Annotated in this window: 22 protein-coding genes and 3 tRNA genes; 8 read left to right on the top strand and 17 right to left on the bottom strand. The window is 40.2% G+C overall.

The genetic code is table 11. From position 1 onward, the window contains the following. Positions 1–166: 166 nt before the first annotated feature. Genes CCS90_RS10940 through CCS90_RS10930 form a run of 3 tightly spaced genes read left to right on the top strand, consistent with a single transcriptional unit; the run spans position 167 to position 4,434 of the window. Positions 167–1,993 (top strand): assimilatory sulfite reductase (NADPH) flavoprotein subunit, encoded by a 1,827-nt coding sequence (locus CCS90_RS10940; protein WP_133566528.1) that lies wholly within the window; start codon positions 167–169, stop codon positions 1,991–1,993. Next, positions 1,994–3,703, top strand: coding sequence for an NADPH-dependent assimilatory sulfite reductase hemoprotein subunit (locus tag CCS90_RS10935; protein WP_099019594.1), 1,710 nt, complete (start codon positions 1,994–1,996; stop codon positions 3,701–3,703). A gap of 11 nt (positions 3,704–3,714) precedes the next feature. Then, positions 3,715–4,434 (top strand): phosphoadenylyl-sulfate reductase, encoded by a 720-nt coding sequence (locus CCS90_RS10930; protein WP_218961660.1) that lies wholly within the window; start codon positions 3,715–3,717, stop codon positions 4,432–4,434. Positions 4,435–4,451: 17 nt separating this feature from the next. Here the strand turns inward: CCS90_RS10930 and CCS90_RS10925 are convergent, their stop codons facing one another. After that, positions 4,452–5,147, bottom strand: coding sequence for a hypothetical protein (locus CCS90_RS10925; protein ID WP_099019593.1), 696 nt, complete (start codon positions 5,145–5,147; stop codon positions 4,452–4,454). A 17-nt stretch (positions 5,148–5,164) separates the two neighbouring features. Continuing rightward, a complete protein-coding gene (gene ffh, locus CCS90_RS10920) occupies positions 5,165–6,523 on the bottom strand; it encodes a signal recognition particle protein (protein ID WP_099019592.1) in 1,359 nt (452 codons plus the stop codon). 100 nt (positions 6,524–6,623) lie between these two features. On the opposite strand from ffh, the gene CCS90_RS10915 reads away from it, so the two are divergent. Together CCS90_RS10915 and CCS90_RS10910 are read left to right on the top strand one after the other, a co-directional pair. Next, entirely contained in the window at positions 6,624–7,376 is a 753-nt protein-coding gene (locus tag CCS90_RS10915; protein WP_099019591.1) for a cytochrome C assembly family protein, read from the top strand. After that, a complete protein-coding gene (locus tag CCS90_RS10910; RefSeq protein ID WP_099019590.1) occupies positions 7,377–8,636 on the top strand; it encodes an HlyC/CorC family transporter in 1,260 nt (419 codons plus the stop codon). A gap of 15 nt (positions 8,637–8,651) precedes the next feature. On the opposite strand, the gene CCS90_RS10905 is transcribed toward CCS90_RS10910, so the two are convergent. Continuing rightward, positions 8,652–9,809, bottom strand: coding sequence for an MFS transporter (locus CCS90_RS10905; protein ID WP_162846892.1), 1,158 nt, complete (start codon positions 9,807–9,809; stop codon positions 8,652–8,654). 174 nt (positions 9,810–9,983) lie between these two features. On the opposite strand from CCS90_RS10905, the gene CCS90_RS10900 reads away from it, so the two are divergent. Beyond that, positions 9,984–10,967, top strand: a complete 984-nt coding sequence (locus CCS90_RS10900; RefSeq protein ID WP_099019588.1) for a polyprenyl synthetase family protein — start codon at positions 9,984–9,986, stop codon at positions 10,965–10,967. Positions 10,968–10,975: 8 nt separating this feature from the next. On the opposite strand, the gene CCS90_RS10895 is transcribed toward CCS90_RS10900, so the two are convergent. The 5 genes from CCS90_RS10895 to fur form a co-directional block, all read right to left on the bottom strand. Next, positions 10,976–11,051: transfer RNA gene (locus tag CCS90_RS10895), tRNA-Glu, on the bottom strand. Positions 11,052–11,110: 59 nt separating this feature from the next. Continuing rightward, positions 11,111–11,186: transfer RNA gene (locus CCS90_RS10890), tRNA-Glu, on the bottom strand. 43 nt (positions 11,187–11,229) lie between these two features. Next, positions 11,230–11,305 (bottom strand) — tRNA-Ala (locus tag CCS90_RS10885). 73 nt (positions 11,306–11,378) lie between these two features. Continuing rightward, the gene (gene queD / locus CCS90_RS10880) at positions 11,379–11,732 is read right to left on the bottom strand and encodes a 6-carboxytetrahydropterin synthase QueD (protein ID WP_099019587.1); all 354 of its coding nucleotides are present in this window, start codon (positions 11,730–11,732) and stop codon (positions 11,379–11,381) included. After that, a complete protein-coding gene (gene fur, locus CCS90_RS10875) occupies positions 11,733–12,131 on the bottom strand; it encodes a ferric iron uptake transcriptional regulator (RefSeq protein ID WP_099019586.1) in 399 nt (132 codons plus the stop codon). A gap of 72 nt (positions 12,132–12,203) precedes the next feature. Between fur and CCS90_RS10870 the strand changes: the two genes are divergently transcribed. Next, complete coding sequence (locus tag CCS90_RS10870; protein WP_099019585.1) at positions 12,204–12,539, top strand: outer membrane protein assembly factor BamE; 336 nt, start codon at positions 12,204–12,206, stop codon at positions 12,537–12,539. A gap of 6 nt (positions 12,540–12,545) precedes the next feature. On the opposite strand, the gene CCS90_RS10865 is transcribed toward CCS90_RS10870, so the two are convergent. Together CCS90_RS10865 and CCS90_RS10860 are read right to left on the bottom strand one after the other, a co-directional pair. Beyond that, positions 12,546–12,836, bottom strand: a complete 291-nt coding sequence (locus tag CCS90_RS10865; RefSeq protein WP_099019584.1) for an RnfH family protein — start codon at positions 12,834–12,836, stop codon at positions 12,546–12,548. After that, positions 12,823–13,269 carry a type II toxin-antitoxin system RatA family toxin gene (locus tag CCS90_RS10860; protein ID WP_099019583.1) on the bottom strand — a complete coding sequence of 149 codons (447 nt, stop codon included), beginning with the start codon at positions 13,267–13,269 and terminating at the stop codon, positions 12,823–12,825. Before CCS90_RS10860 ends, CCS90_RS10865 begins: the two co-directional genes overlap by 14 nt. Before the next feature lie 72 nt (positions 13,270–13,341). On the opposite strand from CCS90_RS10860, the gene smpB reads away from it, so the two are divergent. Next, a complete protein-coding gene (gene smpB, locus CCS90_RS10855; protein WP_099019732.1) occupies positions 13,342–13,815 on the top strand; it encodes an SsrA-binding protein SmpB in 474 nt (157 codons plus the stop codon). 8 nt (positions 13,816–13,823) lie between these two features. On the opposite strand, the gene CCS90_RS10850 is transcribed toward smpB, so the two are convergent. From CCS90_RS10850 to CCS90_RS10820, 7 genes are read right to left on the bottom strand one after another with little or no spacing between them, the layout of a single operon-like run. Then, positions 13,824–14,222 (bottom strand): type IV pilin protein, encoded by a 399-nt coding sequence (locus tag CCS90_RS10850; protein WP_099019731.1) that lies wholly within the window; start codon positions 14,220–14,222, stop codon positions 13,824–13,826. Between the two features lie 7 nt (positions 14,223–14,229). Further along, positions 14,230–14,568, bottom strand: a complete 339-nt coding sequence (locus CCS90_RS10845) for a hypothetical protein (RefSeq protein ID WP_133566529.1) — start codon at positions 14,566–14,568, stop codon at positions 14,230–14,232. 11 nt (positions 14,569–14,579) lie between these two features. After that, on the bottom strand, positions 14,580–18,221 hold the full coding sequence (locus CCS90_RS10840; protein WP_099019581.1) for a pilus assembly protein: 3,642 nt from the start codon (positions 18,219–18,221) through the stop codon (positions 14,580–14,582). 17 nt (positions 18,222–18,238) lie between these two features. Continuing rightward, entirely contained in the window at positions 18,239–18,925 is a 687-nt protein-coding gene (locus tag CCS90_RS10835; protein WP_099019580.1) for a pilus assembly PilX family protein, read from the bottom strand. Beyond that, a complete protein-coding gene (locus tag CCS90_RS10830) occupies positions 18,922–20,259 on the bottom strand; it encodes a prepilin-type N-terminal cleavage/methylation domain-containing protein (protein ID WP_099019730.1) in 1,338 nt (445 codons plus the stop codon). The genes CCS90_RS10835 and CCS90_RS10830 overlap by 4 nt, the downstream gene beginning before the upstream one ends. Next, a complete protein-coding gene (gene pilV, locus CCS90_RS10825; protein ID WP_099019579.1) occupies positions 20,256–20,807 on the bottom strand; it encodes a type IV pilus modification protein PilV in 552 nt (183 codons plus the stop codon). The genes CCS90_RS10830 and pilV overlap by 4 nt, the downstream gene beginning before the upstream one ends. Continuing rightward, complete coding sequence (locus tag CCS90_RS10820; RefSeq protein ID WP_099019729.1) at positions 20,804–21,286, bottom strand: GspH/FimT family pseudopilin; 483 nt, start codon at positions 21,284–21,286, stop codon at positions 20,804–20,806. The genes pilV and CCS90_RS10820 overlap by 4 nt, the downstream gene beginning before the upstream one ends. Between the last annotated feature and the right edge of the window lie 46 nt (positions 21,287–21,332).

The following is a 21,332-nucleotide window of genomic DNA, read 5'->3' as shown; positions in this document are numbered from 1 at the left end:
ATTTTGATAACAACAGATGAACCGATTTATTTTTAGAAATCGAATCAGTTCCTGCGACATTAATTGACCTCATAAGCAAATGTTCTAAGCATATCAAGATTGCTACGTTCACATCTTTCATTCAGCCATCTAAACTTTGAGCACTTTCTCAACTAAAAACATAACAGTGAACTTGAATACATTGGCCATGATTGACTGGCCACAAAATAACATCAACCCAGATCAATGTGCGCAACTGGCCAAAGTATTAGAACAACTGGATTCCAGTCAAAAAATATGGTTGTCTGGTTATTTGGCTGGCAACTCTCTTGCAACAGCTTCCTTCAGCGAACAGGTCACTGAAACTGCAGCTGTTAAAAACCACAAAGCCAAGAAACTGACTATTTTATACGGCAGTCAAACAGGTAATGGTGAATCAGTAGCAAAAAACTTAAAGTCTTTAGCCACTGAAGCCGGTTTGCTGACTGAGATATTCTCATTGGCTGATATTTCGGTCAAACAATTGGTTAAAAAGTCATTGATTACCTTGGTTATCAGCACCCATGGAGAAGGAGAAGCTCCAGATGATGCAGACATATTTTATGAACAATTATTCAAAAAAAATGCCCCCGATCTTACAGGTCTCCAATACAGTGTGCTTGCATTGGGTGACAGCAGTTATGAATATTACTGTCAAACTGGTAAGGACATCGACCATAGGCTCAATGAACTTGGGGCCAAAAGAATCCATGAGCGTGTCGACTGTGATGTTGATTTTGAACCAGCCTCTGGTCAGTGGATTGACGACATATTAGTTAAAGTTGAAGATGTAATTAAACCTTCACCTCAAGACCTTGGTAACATCACCACTTTACCCATTCAAAATACAGAATCCCTATGTGTTTCGAATAAATCCAACCCTTATGAAGCAGAAATTTTAACCAAGCAAAAATTAACTGGCCGTGGCTCTGATAAAAACACCTACCATATTGAACTGGCGATTGATCCAACTCAAGTTCAATACCAACCAGGTGATTCTGTTGCAGTGATAGCAGACAACAATCCAAACGCCGTCGAACGTCTGCTCAAGCATTGGAAACTTCAGGGTAATGAGGTAGTTACATTCAAACAGCATACTAAAAACATCAAAGCTTTGTTGACTGAGCACATTGAAATCACCCAAATCAGCAAACCCTTTGTCAAATTTCTTTCTGAACAAATTGAAAATATTGAGTTACAGAACTTAGCTAATTCTCATGAAGCATTTAATGCCTATTGCGAACAAAAACAATTGGTTAACCTATTGAATGAATTTGATCCAGGGCAAAAAATTGATGTTAAAAAATCACTGGGTCATTTAAGAGCCATCACACCACGATTGTATTCAATTGCTTCATCCCAATCGATATATGATGATGAAGTACACTTGACCATCAATTTATCCAATGCCACTGCAAATGGTCACTATGGATTAGCCAGTGGCTTGCTATGCGACCGTGCAAAAGTCGGAGATAAGGTAAAAATCTATGTAGAACCCAACAAACACTTTAAGTTGCCTAAAAACCCAACAACACCGATCATTTTAATTGGACCAGGTACAGGCGTGGCCCCTTTCAGGGCGTTCCTACAAGAACGGAAGGAACAACAAGCGAGTGGGGAAAACTGGTTGTTCTTTGGCAATCCTCATTTTGCCACTGACTTTTTATATCAAACAGAATGGCTCAAACTTCAACAACAAGGGGTATTAAATGAAATTGATGTGGCTTTCAGCAGAGATCAAACACATAAAATTTACGTTCAAGACAAGCTCAAAGACAAGTCTCAACTCATTTGGAGCTGGATAGAAAATGATGCCAGTATTTATCTGTGTGGTGATGCCAATCACATGGCAAAAGACGTTGAACAAACCTTAATCGATATCATCAGTCAACATGGCAATTTATCGTTCGGTGATGCCAAGACATATTTAAAAAAACTCAAAAGAACTCACAAATACCAAAAGGATGTTTATTAAATGAACACGAACAAAAACCAACCTGTAGCGGTAGAATTCATCAAAGAAAACAGCAACTTCCTGAGAGGAACCATCGCCTCCGAACTTGGCAATGAAGTGACTGGCTCAATATCCGAAAATGATACCCAAATCAGTAAATTCCACGGCATTTATCAACAAGATGATCGTGACTTAAGAAAAGAGCGATCAAAACAGAAGCTTGAACCGCTGTACAGCTTCATGATTCGCGCCAGGGTTCCTGGTGGCATATGTACACCTGAACAATGGCTCGCAATCGATGATATGGCAGACCGGTATGCCAATGGATCAATACGCATTACAACCAGGCAAGCTTTTCAATTTCATGGGGTTATTAAAAAGAACCTTAAACCCACCATTGCAGCCATAAATCAACAGCTAATGGACACCATTGCAGCTTGTGGAGATGTTAACCGGAACGTCATGTGTACAGCCAACCCTGAACTGTCGTCAATCCATTATCGGGTGTATCAAGATGCCAAGGCCATCAGCGACCATTTAACCCCACAAACCAGCGCTTATCACGAAATTTGGATTGATGGCGAAAAAGTAAAATCTGAATCAAAAACTGACCATGAACCCATTTATGGTAAAACTTATTTACCCAGAAAATTCAAAATTGCAGTGGTGATACCACCTGACAATGACGTAGATGTTTTGGCTCACGACCTTGGTTTTATCGCAATCATTGAAAACCATGAATTAGTGGGATACAACGTGACTGTAGGCGGCGGCATGGGCACCACGCATGGTGACTCAAGCACCTTTCCTTTATTGGCTCACACTTTGGGTTTTTGCACGCCTGACCAGGTGCTGCTTGTGGCTGAAAATACAGTCAAAATTCAAAGGGACCATGGTGATCGCACCAATCGAAAACACGCGCGGTTTAAATACACCGTTGATGACCATGGTATTGACTGGCTCAGGGGACAATTATCAGACCACATGGGGCAACCGCTGTTGGCAGCAAAAAAAATTGAATTCACCCACAATGGCGATCGGTTCGGCTGGAGAAAAAACTTAGATGGTTCTTGGAATCATACACTCTTTATTGCCAATGGCAGGGTTAAAGATGACGGTATGAATTCGCTGAGAACCGCTTTACGTGAGATTGCCCAAATTCATCAAGGCAATTTTCGTTTAACCGCCAATCAAAATTTAATCATTGCTCAAGTTCCAGATTCAGCAAAAAATCAAATTGATCAGTTGTTAGGACTTTATAAAATCAACCAACAAGTTTCTTTAACTCGACAATTATCAATGGCTTGTGTGGCCTTACCAACTTGTTCATTGGCCATGGCTGAAGCAGAAAGGTACTTACCTGAACTCATCAACCAGATTGACGGATTACAACAAAAACACCACATTTCCAACCGTGGCATCATGATCAGAATGACTGGGTGCCCCAATGGATGTGCTCGTCCTTTTATCGCTGAAATTGGTTTTGTCGGCAAAGCGCTTGGACGTTATAACATGTACCTGGGTGGAAAGCCTGATGGCACTCGCTTGAATCAATTGTATTTAGAGAACATCACTGAATCTGATATCTTAAAACAATTAGATGACATATTCAGTCACTATGCCAAAGATGCAATAAGCAATGAATCATTTGGTGACTTTGTTATTAGGGCTCAATATGTCAGCGCAGTAACTCACGGTAAACAAGTTCACTTGAAATGGGTGGAATCATGATGCAGTCATGTGTGCCAATACCCCAAGATGGCAACAGAACTCACCAGGGGTACCTGGATTTGAACGAGTTGAATCAAAAATTGGGTGGCATGAGTGTGATAAATCGAATTGAATTAATGGCTCAACAGGCTCCGCAACAATTGGCGATGACATCCAGTTTTGGCATTCACTCAGCAGTATTTTTACACCTGATAAATCAAATCATTCCAGGAATCCCGGTAATAATGATAGATACAGGTTATTTATTTAAGGAAACCTACCAGTATGCAGCACAATTAGAACAACTTTTGAATCTCAAGCTAAACATACACCAATGCCAAATTTCTGCCGCACGATTTGAAAGTCATTACGGCCAATTGTGGCAACAAGGCGTGGCTGGAATTGAACAGTATAACCAAATACGTAAAGTGCAGCCATTGGAACAAGCTCTGGTTGAATTATCAATCAACACATGGTTTTCTGGTGTCCGCAGGAACCAATCAGAATTAAGAAAGAACTTGGATTGGGTGGTTTTTAAAAACCACCGCTTTAAAGTCCACCCATTATTAGACTGGACTGACCGAGATTTATTTCAATATTTAAACAAACATAAATTACCACAGCACCCTTTATGGGAAAAAGGTTACCTCAGTGTTGGTGATACCCACACCACTCGATCAATACATGAAGTTGATGACCCAGGAAATCTCAGGTTTTTTGGTCTTAAAAGAGAATGTGGAATTCATGAATAACAAAACAAAAATTAGAATTATAAATTACTTATTATTTCATTGGCAAGTATTTGATTTAAAGACCAATTTCTTTGATTAGACTGAATGGTTAAAACAAATAAATCATTGTTGGACTCGTCAATATAAAACTCGGTCAACGCCGATATAGATGGGTTAATTCGATACCCAATGTTGAATATTTTAAAACGTTCGTGAGATTTAAATTGACTGTCAATGAGTTGATTGCTGTGCTGCTCTCTGATTTGATGATACAAAGTCAATGCCAATGAAAATGCGCCCTGTTGTTGGTGTCTCATGGTTTGTGAATACACCGACAATTTAATTCCAGACACAAAATCATTAGACCCATTGAATTTACTTTTACTGAGCAACAGATGATGAATCGAACCGACCTCTTCTTTTAATAACATCCAATTGGCTGGTAGAAACCTATCCCAACCAAACACGAAATATGGGCTTCTATCTTGATTGGAATACGTGTTTTGAGCCTTTGTTTGAAGAGGTTTCACTGAACCCTGATCTTTTACCTTGACTTTTTTCTGGCGCTTGGGTGAGACTTTTAATTTTGGCTGTGCCTGTTGTAGCTGAGTGATGTCACATCGCCTGTCTTGAACCACCACACGACCATCTTCTTGCTGACAATGGAAGAATTTAGGTGTTTTTGCGTACAATGCCACTGGAAACAGCAGCAATAAAACCATGATAAATGGCATCAATCAAATCAAGACCATTAAAATGGCAACCCACCAGGCATTTTACCACCCAGTTTTTGCATCATTTTCATCATTCCCTTGCCTTTGAATTTACGCATCATTTTCTGCATTTGACTGTATTGCTTCAACAATTTTGAAACATCTTGTATGGTTGTACCAGAACCATTAGCAATTCTGCGTTTCCGTGACCCTTTAATTAATTGCGGATAACGTTTTTCTTTTGTTGTCATCGAACTGATAACAGCCAACATACGCCCAGTGCTCTTGTCATTGACTTGGTCTTTTACCATATCAGGCAAGTTGCTCATACCAGGTAATTTATCTAACATCGACGACATACCGCCCATGTTTTGCATTTGTAACAACTGGTCTTGAAAGTCCTCTAAAGTGAATTTATTGCCTGTGGCCACTTTTTTAGCCAATTTCTCGGCTTTTTTCTTATCAATTTTGCGCTCAACTTCTTCAACCAAAGAAAGCACATCACCCATACCCAATATGCTCGAAGCAATTCGATCAGGGTGAAAGGGTTCAAGGGCATCCATTTTTTCACCCACACCTTGAAACTTAATGGGTTTACCGGTGATTGTTTTCACCGACAAGGCAGCACCACCACGTGCATCACCATCCACCTTAGTCAGTATCACACCTGTTAAATCAAGTGCATCTGCAAATGCCTTGGCAGTATTGGCAGCATCTTGCCCAGTCATGGCATCAACCACAAACAAAGTTTCTGTTGGGTTGATTGAATTTTGCAATGATTTAATTTCTTTCATCATTGCATCATCAACGGCCAAACGGCCAGCTGTATCGACAATCAGTACATCATAATAGCCTTTTTTGGCCGCTTGTAAAGCAGTCATACCAATGGTAATAGGATCATCAATGACTGAAGATGGAAACCAAGTGGCTCCCACTTGTTCTGCCACTGTTTGCAGTTGTTCAATGGCCGCTGGACGATAAACATCCGCTGAAACAACCATGACCTTTTTGTTTTCTCGATCCTTAAGGTATTTAGCCAATTTACCTGTGGTGGTGGTCTTACCAGCACCCTGCAAACCAGCCATTAAGATAACAACAGGTGGTTGGGCATTGAAGTTAATACCTTCTGTGGCATCACCCAATACTTTTACCAATTCCTCTTGGACAACTTTCACCATGACTTGAGCGGGTTTCAAGCTGGTCATGACTTCTTTACCCAAAGCACGTTCTTTTACATCATCGATAAAAGACTTGACCACTGGTAAGGCAACATCTGCTTCTAACAACGCCACCCTGACCTCACGCAAGGCTTCTTTGACATTGTCTTCAGACAGATTGGCCTGGCCCCTGATCTTTTGAATGCTCTTGGAAAGTCGGTCTGTTAAGTTATCAAACATTGTGTCGATTATCCTGTTGGTATTAATAAGACATGCTATTATAATGGCTTAATTATCAAAGATAAATGAGGCCGTGAACTTTAATTGCCTCAAATAACATATGACACTGCTTTTTATGGCCACCTTGCTGGCTCATTTGCTGGCAATCATCAGCATTAAACACTTCAAGACTTCACAAATTTTGTTGATCCTTGCGAGCGCTTTGCAAACTATTTTGTGTGGTCAAGTCATCTTGTCTGACACAGGATGGATTTTCAATGCCCAAAATGCTTGTTTGGTAGTCAGTTGGTTATCCAACATCATTGTTTTAATCTCAGGCTTTAGACTATTGGTGCTTAGGTTACTGATACATTTGATTGCCATCACAGTTTTGTGTTGGATTTATTATTTACCCATCACTTCTATAGCTCACCCCTATGAATGGGCCTTGGATATCCACATTTTGTTTTCAATTGTGGCTTATAGCTTGTTATTCGTTTCATCCATTGTTGCTGTCGATTTGGGGTACCAAATTCATAAAATGAAAAAAAATGTTTTCATCTCACAAAGTATGACCATCAATAGTCTATTAAAAAATGAAGAGAAATTATTTAAATTGATCCTTTTTGGCTGGTTGTTTCTGACTGGGGCCCTGCTGACTGGAATCATGTTTGTTAATGGATTCTTGGCTCAAGGTATTGGTCACAAAGTCCTGTTTTCATTTTTAGCTTGGGTGTTATTTGCCATATTAATCGTTGGCAGATTGACCAAAGGCTGGCGTGGCAAAACAGCCATTCGTCTTAATTTAATTGCCATGTCATTGTTGATGCTTGGTTTTATTGGCAGTTACATTGTTTTGGATTACCTGATTTAAATGTTAGAAACCGTCTCAACCACCAACCTCATTGTCATTATTTGTTTTTTATTGGTATTATCCGCTTTTTTCTCAAGTTCAGAAACTGCCTTGATGTCATTGAATCGTTTGAAATTAAAAAACGATTCTAAAAATAAAAAAGGGGCATACCTCGCCAGAAAACTACTTGAAAAACCTGATCGGCTTATCGGCTTGATATTGATTGGAAACAACTTCATCAACATCGCAGCAACGGCTTTAACCACTGTCGTTGCAATCAAGATTGCGGGTGACAAAGGTGTGGCCTATGGAACAGCAATTCTTACTTTTGCCATTTTGATTTTTTCTGAAGTAACGCCCAAAACTTACGCAGCATTACATCCAGAACGCATTGGATATTTCGCCGCTTTTGTGCTGACGCCATTATTGAAGTTATTGTACCCCGTTGTATGGGCAACCAACCTTTTAACCAATGGATTATTAAGGTTGATGGGCGTTCCTAAATCAATTGCCCAGGAAGCATTGTCACGAGAAGAACTGAAAACACTGGTCATTGAGAATGACATGTTAAACCCTGATGTACACCAAAAAATGATGATTAATGTGATGGACTTAGACCACATTCGGATTGAAGATGTGATGGTACCCAGAAATGAAATTCAAGGCATTAATTTAAATGATGATTGGTCGGTCATTGAAAAGCAATTGGTCAATACCTACCTGACTCGACTACCTGTCTACGTAGACAACATTGATCAGGTCATTGGTATATTACACATCAGAACCATATTAACCATGTTGAAGAATCAATCTCTGAACAATGAAAAACTCAGGAAAATATTAAGAAAACCCTATTTCGTTCCAGAATCAGCCAGTTTATCAGCACAATTGCGCGAGTTTCAAAACAAAGAAAGGCGTATGGGGCTGGTTGTAGATGAGTACGGTGATTTGGTCGGTCTAGTAACGTTAGATGACATATTAGAGGAAATTGTTGGTAAATTCACTTCAGAACCAGGCGATCGTGGTTTGAAAATCATTCAAAAAAGTGAAAATGAATATCTGGTAAAAGGTCGGATTGCTGTACGGTCCTTGAATCGACGATTGCAATGGAAGTTACCCACTGAGGAGGCCACCACAATCAACGGTTTGATTACAGAATACCTGCAGGATTTACCGACCAAGGATTTAGCCGTTTCAATCAATAATTATCGAATGACGATATTGGAAATTACTGAAGACAACATCATAAGCAAGGTATTGATTGAACCTCCAAGCAATTAAACCCAGGCCATTCAGTTATTTATTTCTTGAAGTAATGGCGTGACCTGATACAGCCATTAGGAACATCATGAAAAATAATGCATAAAACATCTGGTCCACAGATTGGCTCATAAGCCAACCACCCACAACACCACCTACAAAAGCCCCCATAAACTGGGACGATGAAAATACGCCCATGGCTGCTCCTCGATACTTTTCACTGGCTATTTTAGATAACAAAGCAGGCATAGCAGCTTCAAGAAAGTTAAATAAACCAAAATAAACCACCAATGCGCATGCAATGATTAACAAGTGATTCAGCTCCAAGGTGAAAATCAAAAAATTAAATCCCAGTAATGCAAAACTGACCAACATAAACAACATGTGTTTTTTGAATTTTTCCTGCCAAATAATCATCGGTATCATGATAAACAATGAACAGAACAAGACCGGTAAATACAATTTCCAGTGATCATTCAAAGCCAAGTCATATTGTTTGATCAACATCAAGGGTAAAACCAAAAACAAAGCCGTCATGCTGGCATGCAGCACAAAGACCCCAAAGTCCATAAAAATCAATTCTTTTTGTTTGATGCAATGAAACAATTCCTTGAGTCGATAATCCCTGGTTTTTAATTTTTCAGGCTCTTCAACCAAGAACAACAAAACTAAAAATGCCAATGCTGCCAACAGTGCAGTCACCCAAAACAAGCCGAATAAACCAAATTGACTGGCTATGACTGGACCTGTAATGAACGCCAACATGAATGACAGTCCAATACTGGACCCCACTATTCCCATTACTTTTCCACGTTGTTCTGGACGTGACACATCAGCCACCAAGGCCATTCCGGTGGATGCAATGGCACCCATTCCTTGGATCATTCGACCCAATATGATTTGATAGATATCTTGAGACAAAGCAGCAATCACAGATCCAACAAAAAACAGCATTAACCCAATGGCAATGACTTTTTTTCGTCCCCAAATATCAGAAAGAAATCCCATGGGTATCTGTAACATGGCTTGGGTTAATCCATAGACACCAATCGCAGCGCCAATTAATACAGGCGTCGCACCTTTGATTTCATGGCCATAAATTGAAAACACCGGGAGTATTAAAAACAAGCCATACATACGCAATGCAATCATAAATGCGATGGCCACTGCCGACTTTTTTTCTATTGAATTCATCTGAGACATAATGGCTGCGCATATTAACATTATCGGAACATCAAAACCACACATAATCATTGACCACCTTTTAGAAATGACAACCTTCTATTCAATAAAAAATTGATTTTGCAGGCTGTTTATAAACTCAGGGGTCTTATATAATGACGGCTTAATTCATTCAAAACTAAATTAATGGAAAAGCCAATTGTAAACATCAGTGATGTCATGTCTATGACTGAATCAGACATGCAAAAAGTCAACCAACACTTGAAATTACAACTTAATTCTGAAGTTATTCTGATCAATCAAATTGCAGCATACATCATCAACAATGGTGGCAAAAGATTGCGACCTGTTTTGATGGTTTTGATATCTAAAGCACTGAACTACCAAGGCGTTCAACACATTAATTTAGCAGCAGTCATAGAGTTGATTCATACTGCGACGTTATTGCATGATGATGTTGTGGATGAATCCGAGATGCGCAGAGGCGAAAAGACATCTCATGAAATATGGGGAAATTCAGCCAGTGTTTTGGTGGGTGATTTCTTGTATTCAAAATCTTTTCAAATGATGATACAAGCCAACAGCATGCAGGTTATGTCTATCTTATCTGATGCCACCAATAAAATTTCTGAAGGCGAAGTACAACAGTTATTGAACATTGGGAATTTAGCCATCACAGAACAGGACTATTTCCAAATCATTGCCAATAAAACCGCTAAATTATTTGAGGCCGCTTGTGAATTGGCTGGAGTAATCGCCAACAAAGACAAAGCAGCAATCGAACAATTAGGGCAATTTGGAATGAACCTTGGGACTGCGTTTCAAATTGCAGATGATGTTCTTGACTACACAGCAGATGATCAGTCTTTGGGTAAAAATCTAGGAGACGATTTCAGAGAAGGCAAACTTACCCTGCCTTTAATTTATTTATTAAAAAATGGATCATCATTTGAACAAAAAATGGTTCAGCAAGCCATTGAAAATCCAGAGAAAACAGATTTCAGTTCAATCAGAACAATGGTGGTTCAATCTGATGCCATTAAATACACCCTAAAACAGGCACAGGTATTGAGTGATAAAGCCATAAAAGCATTGAAGGATATGGACAACAGCCCTGCCAAAGAAGCTTTGTGCTTCTTGTGTGATTATGCTTGGAAAAGATCGGTATAAAAGATAAATGGCGTCCCCTAGGGGACTCGAACCCCTGTTACCGCCGTGAAAGGGCGGGGTCCTAGGCCACTAGACGAAGGGGACGTAGGACATTACCTGATCTTATTGTTCGTGCAACTTAATTCCAGATCAACGAATTAAATTGGCGTCCCCTAGGGGACTCGAACCCCTGTTACCGCCGTGAAAGGGCGGGGTCCTAGGCCACTAGACGAAGGGGACACAGGACACTTACTTATTATTTGTTAATACAAAACCTCTCAAGTGGTGGAGCTAAGCGGGATCGAACCGCTGACCTCAACACTGCCAGTGTTGCGCTCTCCCAGCTGAGCTATAGCCCCACAAAGAGGATGCGTATTATCGGCATTTATCGACCCAGAGTCAAATATTTTTAAGAAGAAATTGAGATTAATTTTATCCCCGATAAATGCAACCAGAAGTACAGGTTTCACAAACCTCAATTTGCGACAGTTGATTCAGTTCTGGTTTTAATTTTTGCCATATCCAAATGGCTAAATTTTCACTGGTTGGATTATCCAATCCTTCGATGTGATTCAAACAAGCATGGTCCAGCTGATCATACAATGGTTGAAATACAGATTTGATGTCAGCAAAATCAACTATCCACCCCATCTTACTGTCAGGCTCACCTGAAACAGTTAAAATGACTTTGAATGAATGACCATGTAAGTTTCCACATTTATGTCCATCAGGTACATGTGGCAACCAATGTGCTGACTCTAAATAAAATTCTTTATAAATATCCATTTATTTCTTTTTAACGTATAAAACCATTTTGTGATCAATCAATTCAAATCCATGATTTTCAGCAATTTGCACCTGTAAATTCTCTAATTCAGAATCAAAAAACTCTATGACTTTACCGGTATTGACATCAACCATATGGTCATGGTGTTCTCCCGTATCGAGTTCATATACCGCTTGGGTGTTTTCGAATTGATGTTTACAAACCAAGCCTGCCGTCTCAAATTGGTTCAAAACACGATAGATGGTGGCCAAGCCAATGTCATGATCAGCTGACTTCATTTCATCATACAAGTCTTCAGCTGCAAAGTGTTTGCCTTTGTTATTGGTCAAAAATTCAAGAATTTGTAATCTTGGCAAGGTCACTTTTAGACCGGCATCTTTTATTTCTTTTTTACCCATGAGTAAGAATTAACTGATATTTAATGGTTTTTATTGTATCATTCTCGATTGTTTTTTGAACATATAATTAAAATGAAAATAATTCTGATTGCCATCTTGTTATCTACGTTTAGCTTAACTGCTTGCTACAAAACCCCTGTCCAACAAGGAAACATTTTAAAACAAGAAGACATAGATGAAGTTAAGCCAGGTATGACAAAACAACAAATTGCGATTATTTTAGGCACACCCACCATTGCCGATCCATTTGATCAAGATCGATGGGATTATATCAATACATATAAAAGCAAAGGCAATTTCAAAAAACTTAAAAAATTCAGCTTATTTTTTGAAAACAACAAGTTGGTTAAAACAGAAGGTAATTACTATCCAAACAAAGATGAAGTAACCACTACTGATATTGATTGATTGGCTTTATTGAGAATTAGCTTGCGCAGCAGCTTCTGCTTTTTTTCTGCGAACGACTTTAGGATCTGCAATTAAAGGACGGTAAATTTCTATTCGGTCGCCCGATTTAACCAAATGATTAATGGGTTTTACTTGACTGAAAATACCCACTTTATATTGAGACAAATCAATTTCCGGGAATTTCAATAACACCCCAGACTTTTCAATACAAGTTTCTATGGTTGCCCCTTCTTCAACACTGACCTCTATCAAATCCTGTTGATCCAATGTGGCAAAAATCACTTCAACTTTTGGCATATATCACCCCTGCTCGATTAACAAAATCATTCACCAGTCCCGAAGCCAATTGGTCAAATCCCTTTGAAAATATTTTTCCAATCAATTTAGATTTGACTTCATAACTCAGTTGAAGCTCAACTTTTGAACCAAACTCTGGAAATTGGTGGAATTGCCATTGGCCAGATAATTGTTTAAACGGTCCACTGACCAGAGTCATGTACAAATTAATGTAGTTATTATCATATTGAATTTCATTCCTGGTTACAAATTCCACTTCAATGCCTTTAATATTAATTTGCATGCCTGCAATATAACCGTTGTTAAACTTCTCTTTAACAAACCCAGTTTGACACCACTTTAAAAACTGCGGATAATCTTCTATCGCATTAACCAAACTTAACATTTGACTGCTGGCATGAGGGACTATAGCCGATTTAATTATTTCAGCCATTAAACGCCTTCCTTGATGCAATTTCAGTTAAAATTAAATAAAATCTATCTTCCATTTACTAACACCCAATACATGACCAAAACAAAGAAAAAGGATAATACCATTGTCATCAATAAAAAAGCATCACATGAATATCATTTTATTGAAGATTTCGAAGCCGGACTCGAATTACAAGGTTGGGAAGTCAAGTCAATGCGTGCAGGTAAAGCCAATATCACCGAAAGTTATGTATATATCAAAGATGGCGAAGTGTTTTTAACCAACTGTCACATCACACCATTAAACACAGCATCAACACACGTTACAGCTGAACCCAATAGACCCAAGAAACTATTGTTACACAGGCACCAAATAAATCATTTGATAGGTGCCGTTGAGCGTAAAGGATTGACATTGGTTGCCAGAAGTTTGTATTGGATTAAAGGCAACGTGAAACTTAAAGTCATTTTGGCACAAGGAAAGAAATTACATGATAAACGTGCTGCTGCCAAAGAGAAAGATTGGAACCGCCAAAAGCAGAGGGTACTTAAAGGCGGCTCCAATTAGCGATTAAATTATTCCCAGCACTCTGCTGAAGGTCCCCTCGCCCCAATGTTATTTAGAGTGATAACAGAGCAATCTGTGTCCTGAGTTTGCCCACCAGTTGCGGTTGCCGACAACGTCCACCCACCACCCACAGGATATGCCACTGTAAGCGTGTATTCATCAGATGCCAAGTAATCTGAACTCAAACTTAAATTGGCGGCACCACCCGTTAAACCCGCGGGGTAGCTGTTGGTGTTGGCATAAAATTTTTCAAATAAACCAGCCACTTCCAATAAGCGATTCTGTGCCACCGTGCGCTTACTCTTCAATACATACTGTCGATAATTTGGAATTGCATAAGCCATCAACATGGCAAGAATAGCCAAAACAATCATCAATTCGGTCAATGTGAATCCTTTGTTTTTCATACTTAAATTACTCCGATGGCTTTGATTTTGATATGAAAATAATGTTTGTATAATTTTTATTTTTCACGTCACTGCCTTTGGCCATCAGTTGAAAAAAATACTTTTCACCCATTTTCAACTGGGACAAAGAAACCGATGTTTTGGCATCTTCCTCAAAACGGTAACTCGAGTTTTCTATGTCCAACTTATATTGATACGGCCTTCCAGCCAAAACCACTGTTTTGGATTTGGTATCTACTTGATCCACTTCCATATAAACCAGTTCAGTCATGACTTGTGCATTAACTTGATTGAATAATGCAAAAATCAACAGCAATCCAGTCATTTTAAATTTATTTTTTCTCATAATCATTCCAATCATTCAGTTAATATATTTTTCCACGCTCGGCGACGCCAGGTGAATTTACTTAGTCCAATCACAGTCGTTGTGTCAGCACCTTCAACAATAATACTTGAATTACCACCACCTTGGTTCTCAACAATGGGTGGCGATCCGATGATTAAATCATCAATCCTGATACCCGAACCCAAACTGACTGTAGTCACAGGTGTTCCATTGTCATCAGTCACTTCAATGGCTTCGAACAAGTCACCAAATCCTGGCTTATACCCGGTCATTGGATCGAAAGCCAACAACCAACTGACTCCACCAGCTTCGCATGGATCCTCACCTGCCGTTACTGTTGAAGTAACCAATAAAAACTCACGCCCAAATAATGCCATGGGATTAGCCACTCGCTCACCCTGCTGAGGTAACCTGAATTTCCAACCCAAGGTATCACTGACTGAATAATCAACGGTGTTGTACGAGTTGAATGTTCGCAAATTATTGTTCGTTGTCATGGTTTGTTCTTTCAATCCTGTAGAATCAATTCTGGTTACAGTTGTACCATCAATGCCATCCAACAAACCGACCACATATTGATCAGCAGCCAAGTTAATTGAGCGATCTGGAATCTCAATATACTTACCTGTTGCAAATAACACCATACTGTCTCTTTCTGTTGATTTATCAGGACCAGGGAAATCCAACACCCTGGGTTGAATAGTGATTGGCTGTTCTTTAACACCTTGAGCTTCAACAACCAATTCTATGTTTGAACTGGCTTCCCAATCAGCTGGGTTGGAACTGGATAAATCAAAGCGCCATACATTGCCATACAAATCACCTGCATAAGCCAAATTGGCACCATCTTCATTGTAAGTAGCACTTTTTGCACCAGTACCCTGCTTAAACCTTGAAACCACAGGCATCGCTGGTGCCATTCCATTTGGCGTTTCTGGCGTTCCGACATTGGTATCTAACTTAGCCAACAGTTCACCGTCACTTAATCTCACCACATACAGTACAGCTGACCCATCACCAATGATATTTTTTTCATGATCATCTGGTAAACCAGGATAATCTTTCTGTGAATTATTATATCCATTTGGGATAAAAGCAACCCAATCACCCGTACTGGCAATTCGAGCAATACTGGCTTTACCATAGGAGAATCCCATGTCAGCATCATCTTCATCTGAAAATTCCCACATCAAATCAGGTCGTGTGGCCGAGGTATCGGATACATTCAATGCGAAGAATGCTTGACCACCATAGCGCATGCCTGAAACCAAGACAGTATTCCATTGAGAATCGAAAAAGGCATCCCCAATGACTGGCGTGTTATCTACATAAGACCAATGGCTGAATAATGGATCAGCTAATTTATATAAGTTTTCAAATGCTTTTGAAGGGATATAAGCCCACCTTTCATTGCCTTGGGCACCACCCTCTTCAATATTCACTGCGTGTAGCATGCCAGAATTACTGCCGATATAAGTCAGATTCAATCTGTTTTGATTGTCAATTTTATATTTTTCGTAAGTCACACCAGCCGTCGCAGCTTGTTCCTCAAGACTGCCGTCAGACCAACGGGTGTCATCATAGGTTGCTGATGGGCCTAGTTGTACCAACGGACTTGAATGAACGATGTCTGACAAAACACTGGCTCTATTCCTTAGTGCACCATTGTTCTTAATTTCTTTGCTTTGGTCACCTAACAAGTATTTGATTAGATCGACTGTAGTTACATTCAACCTGGTTCTTATCTCTTCAGTACTTTCATTAAACCTACCCAGTACATTATTGTTAGATAATGTGTCTCTAAAACGCACACGATTACCTGTGTTGGTATTCATGGTAAATACCCTGCGGTTATTTTGTTTTGGCACACTTTCATCAGTAGCAGGACAGTGACCACCTGTTAATTCACAGCTGAGGTCCCATTCAATCTCACCAAATGTTCCATCAGAATTAAGCGGTCTAGAAAATAAATTACCGGTCCAGTTTGAGGAATCAAACCCTGGTGTATATGCTTTGGTTGATGATGTCACAACGCCCGAAGATACGGAGGAAGTGCTTCCACGTGATAAACGTTCGAGGATGTTGTTCACCACTGCATTCAAAGCCTCGGTTAATTCTTGAGGGTCATTGGCACTGAAAAAATCACCGCGTGAATTGATTGATGCATGCCATACATCATCAATTTTATTGGCACCATTGGTTGCATTTGGCCAATCACATTCACCAGTCCTCAATCCACGATAAACGGCTTCCTTAGCTGATAAACCAGCAATATAATCACAGGCAGGTGTAAAGTCATTGTTAGGATCTGCGTCATTGTTAGCGGCTTCTGCTGCAACATAATCCACCACCCTGCTTGCTTCCAACCCCATACCAACATTATAAGTTACCAAATGTTGCCAGTATGCAGGGTCATTTTTCGGGTTCCACATAAATGCTGGATTGTCCCATTCATCGTCACCTGTAAATGCAATGGCTGTGCCATCTGCTTTGGTGAAATCACCTTTATACCTTTTAACATTGTTTTTGTAATATGGAGCGGTCATCAAATCCCGAGACCAAAAGTGAAACGCAATGTCAGAAAGGGTAGTACCGCTTTCTGATTTGGGGTAAATTTTTTGTTCACCAGTACCTGAATACCCTGTATACAAATTATCTGTATCCCCAGACAAACCTGAAGTGCTGGTAGATTCATCTTGGTTTATTATTTGAGCGAAGGCTCCGTTCCATTCGCCGTCTGACAAAGCAATGTGAAAGTTTTGTTGACAAGTGATGTTGGCATTAAAACTGTCTGACTGGTAACTGTCTGCATCTTCAAAAAGTCGACCTGCACGGTAAAAGGCATTCCTCAAAGGCGTACCACCATTGGAAGGAACAGCAAAAAGCCAATTAAAAAAGTTTTGCCTGTGCGTTAATTCAAAACTATTCATGTCAGGGAAAGTGGTATTCCGATTCAGTTGTTGCCAAGCAATTTTAAAATTAGGGCCAAAAGTTGCAAATGCACGGCTCACTGCAGTCTTACCCATTTTTAATCGGTTGCTGTAGTAAGTGTACCAGTTCGCAAAATTATCTTGTTGAGAAACAGGTACATCAACTCGCGTGTTACCATTGTAATAAAAGGCTGCTCTTCCAGAATCCCCACGATCATCTTCGTCAGGGTACCTGTCATTGAATTGGCCTGTTGATACATCATCTACACCTGGAGTATCTGGAATCTTAGCAAAACGCAAGCTGTAGTCGCCATCAGAGTAATAATAGTAATAGGCTATTGGAATGAAGTTGGTTGATAAATTTACCCTTGGCGCACTGGTTCTATCATCAAAGCCATCAATTTTTGCATTGGTAAAGCTTGATTGCGGAAACTCCACACCATCGGCACCAATGGGTGGACGGTAAACGATGGATGGGTTGTAGTAGACTTTGTTCAAGCTTGGGTCGGCGAATTGTTTGGTGTCATAACCATAATATCGGCCCATAAATCCCCAAGCCATACTGCCCGAATCATCAAAAGTCACGGCTAAAGCTGGCGGGACTGATTGATTTAAGAACAAAGGATCATGGGTTAATTGTAACAATGAGGCATTGGCCTGTTTAGAGCCACTGATCATCACAATCAATGCGATCATAATTAATTGTATTGTTGAATTTTTCATTTGTTTATAACCTCAATTTAATTCGTTGGTGGGCTGCTGGTAACAGCTGTGTAAACAGTTTGCGTTATGGCAAATGAGTTACCATCCCCACTGCGACTTTTAGCGGTAATTAGATAGGTATCTTGCACAGTGCCTGCACCACTTCCGACACTACTGCCTCCACCACCAGAACCTGTTGCACCAAATTCATGGGTGGCTCCACCAGATGCCGCTGCTCCACCAAATGGACTGGCAATCACATCAGTGTCTCTTAAATGTTGGATGATATACTGTGGCTGAACACTGAGTGCCGCTCCTTTTTCTGTGACTGCGGTATAATCTTTAGATGTGGCAGTACCACCTGTGGCAGTCCAGTCATTGTTTTTAAATGCAGCAGCAATGGTATTCTCTCCAGATGAAGCCACACCCACTTGTTGATACATTGAATAGATATTAAATAAAGCACCGTTGGGCGTTCCAACCACGTCAACACCATTGGTGTTTTCAATCAAATTGTATAGAAACTCCTCACCCTCACGCAAAGCACTGTGAGAGCCTGAATTAGCTAAACTTCGGTTGTGAAGCCCCGCAGCCATTTTTTCTTGTAACATGGTGCTTTTCATGCCGGTATAGCCCATTAAGGTAATTATTAGCAATAAAATCAGTCCTATTGCCAAGACCGCTCCTTGTTGGTGCGTTTTCAATTGCATGTTTGTGTTTCTCATAACGTGTAGTTCCTGATTGGTACGATGGCAGAAAATTCTCTGCGATACATTCTTTCCGCTGGTAAGCCAGTTAACATGCCATCACTTGGATCTTGTGGAGTGGCCTGATCAACTGAATAAATATAACTGTCGTTGTCTAAATTAGAGCTGTCATTGACTGTATTAAGCAATAAATACAATTCCACTGCATATATTGAACGCCACAAACAGCCAGGATCATTTGGCATATGAAAACCAACGAAGTCAGGTATGGTTGCCGGCAATGTACAGCCAAGGTCACCATCAATGGCCCCATCGTTATTTAAATCACCGCCACCAGAGACTGATTGAACTTGGTCTGCAGTTAAACGGACGACCACGCCAGTCTGTAATTGAGCCAAATAAAATACATCAAACCTTTCAACACCTTCGACGATTTGTTGTGTAACGCCGTTTTCTGAACGGTACAGTGATGGAATGACCCTGTCGTCATCTCTAATTTCATCATCATCAACTCCAACGAAATAGCTGATGGTTTTAAAGTCTTGATCCATGCTATAAACTGCGGTGTCAGAACTGACAGCGAAAGCTGGCAATACATTGGTAGTTGTTACTGCATTTGCAGCCCAGGTTGCCGGTGTTACCAATGCCACATTACAATCAGCAATCAAAGCATTGCCAGTATTAGTTGATGGAATGGTGTCTGTGGTTGTGGCTACATTTCCAGCAATACCCGTAACTTGAGTACCCCCTGTTAGGTACCTCATGGTAATGATATCAGTAAATGGTAAGCGATCACCGGTGTCAACACCCAGTGTCCGAAAACTGGCTGCTTGATCACTGCCGATTGAAGTAACTGCAGGTGTGCAAGCGGTGTCATTACATTCATGACCACGCAGAAAAAAGCTTGAATCCAATGGGTATGCAGTAAAACCAGGAGCCAAAGCAGTGTCACTCAACTGATTGACATCAGCAATTGAGTCGAGACGTATTTGTGCATATGTAGGCAAGCCGTTGGTTGCATTGGACAAAGCAAAATTGACATCAGATGCAACGTACCATGGTTTCATTTCATAACCTTGATCCCAATTGGTAATGAAGGCAGTGGGCAAGGCCACAGATGCACAGTGTTTCTGACCAGCGCTTTCAATGTCTTGTTTCAAACGTGAAATGGCATAGCGACCATTTTCTTGCAATATGGACAACCCTGTCTGGGCTTTATTCAAAACGCTGACGTTTGTGAACAAAGACACCAAGCCCAATAAAACAATCATCCCAATGACCATTGCAACCATGAGCTCTATTAATGTAAAACCGTTTTGTTTATTTATTTTCATATCTGATTGTATTCTCATGGTTGACCTACCAGCGACAAGGTTTGTGCAGATTGAGCTGAATCTCTGTCTGCTTCATTCCATTGAATGGTTATGGTACACACCCCATCAAATGGCGGTGCAGGAAACCAAATAGAAGGAGGTGATGCTGGGTTAATAAATGCAGACAGTGCTGAATTAGCTACACAGGTTATGGTGCCTTGACCCGCCGGTAAGTATTGAGCCAAACTTCGCGCCCAACTTTCAGTGTCATAAGCAGCCAACTGATTGAAGTTACAAGGTGTACCTGTAACTGGAGGGGTGCCTGTCAAAGAACAATCTGTGGTACCATTTGCTGCCAATCCGTTGTATGCGCCGGCCCACAATGCAGTTGGATTGGAACGCATCCTGTCCATCATATTCTCAGCCAGGAAATTGGCTTGGCTACGCAAGTATCCGTTGTGATTGTTTCTGACTGAAATAGTCATCATACCAGCTATACCTAATAAGCCGAATGAGAACACCAAGACAGAAACCAGAACCTCTAACAAGGTAAAACCTTGTTCTTTTTTGCTTTTAAATACCTTCATGGGCTCACCATCCTTACTGTACCTGACAGGTTAATCCTTAAACTTTTAGATTCAGATGCAGTGGCATGACTTAAAGTAAATAAACCTGTGTTGTTTCCTACCAACTCACCGACATTGTTGAATTGCAAACTGCCTTGTAAGGCTCCAATTTGTGAAATATTTAATTGATCATCTAAAGGGTCTTGTTGGTAGATTTGCAAATCCGGATTACCATCAATGCCAGCAGTGGAAATTAACCAACCATCATCCCAATCACCACCTACAGGTGTTACAGAAACTGTTCGCCCGTATCTGATGGCTTCGGCCCTTGCCAACGACAAGCTGTAAGATAACTCATTGACTGAGTCGGTAACTTGCTTTCTTATTTTCAAGTCTCGATAACTTGGAATGCCCCAAGCCAATAAAAGTGATCCAATAAACAATGTTATGATCAATTCTATCAGTGTGAATCCGGTGATTTTTTTCTGTAATTTTCGCACTTACATTTCTTTTAATTTTAACCACCATTCATATTATTCGAGTGAG

It is taken from the genome of Marinicella litoralis (genome assembly GCF_002591915.1).
In the GTDB taxonomy this organism is placed as follows: Bacteria; Pseudomonadota; Gammaproteobacteria; order Xanthomonadales; family Marinicellaceae; genus Marinicella; species Marinicella litoralis.
Note: the sequence above shows the minus strand (reverse complement) of the source record. Positions and strands in the feature narration are given on the sequence as shown.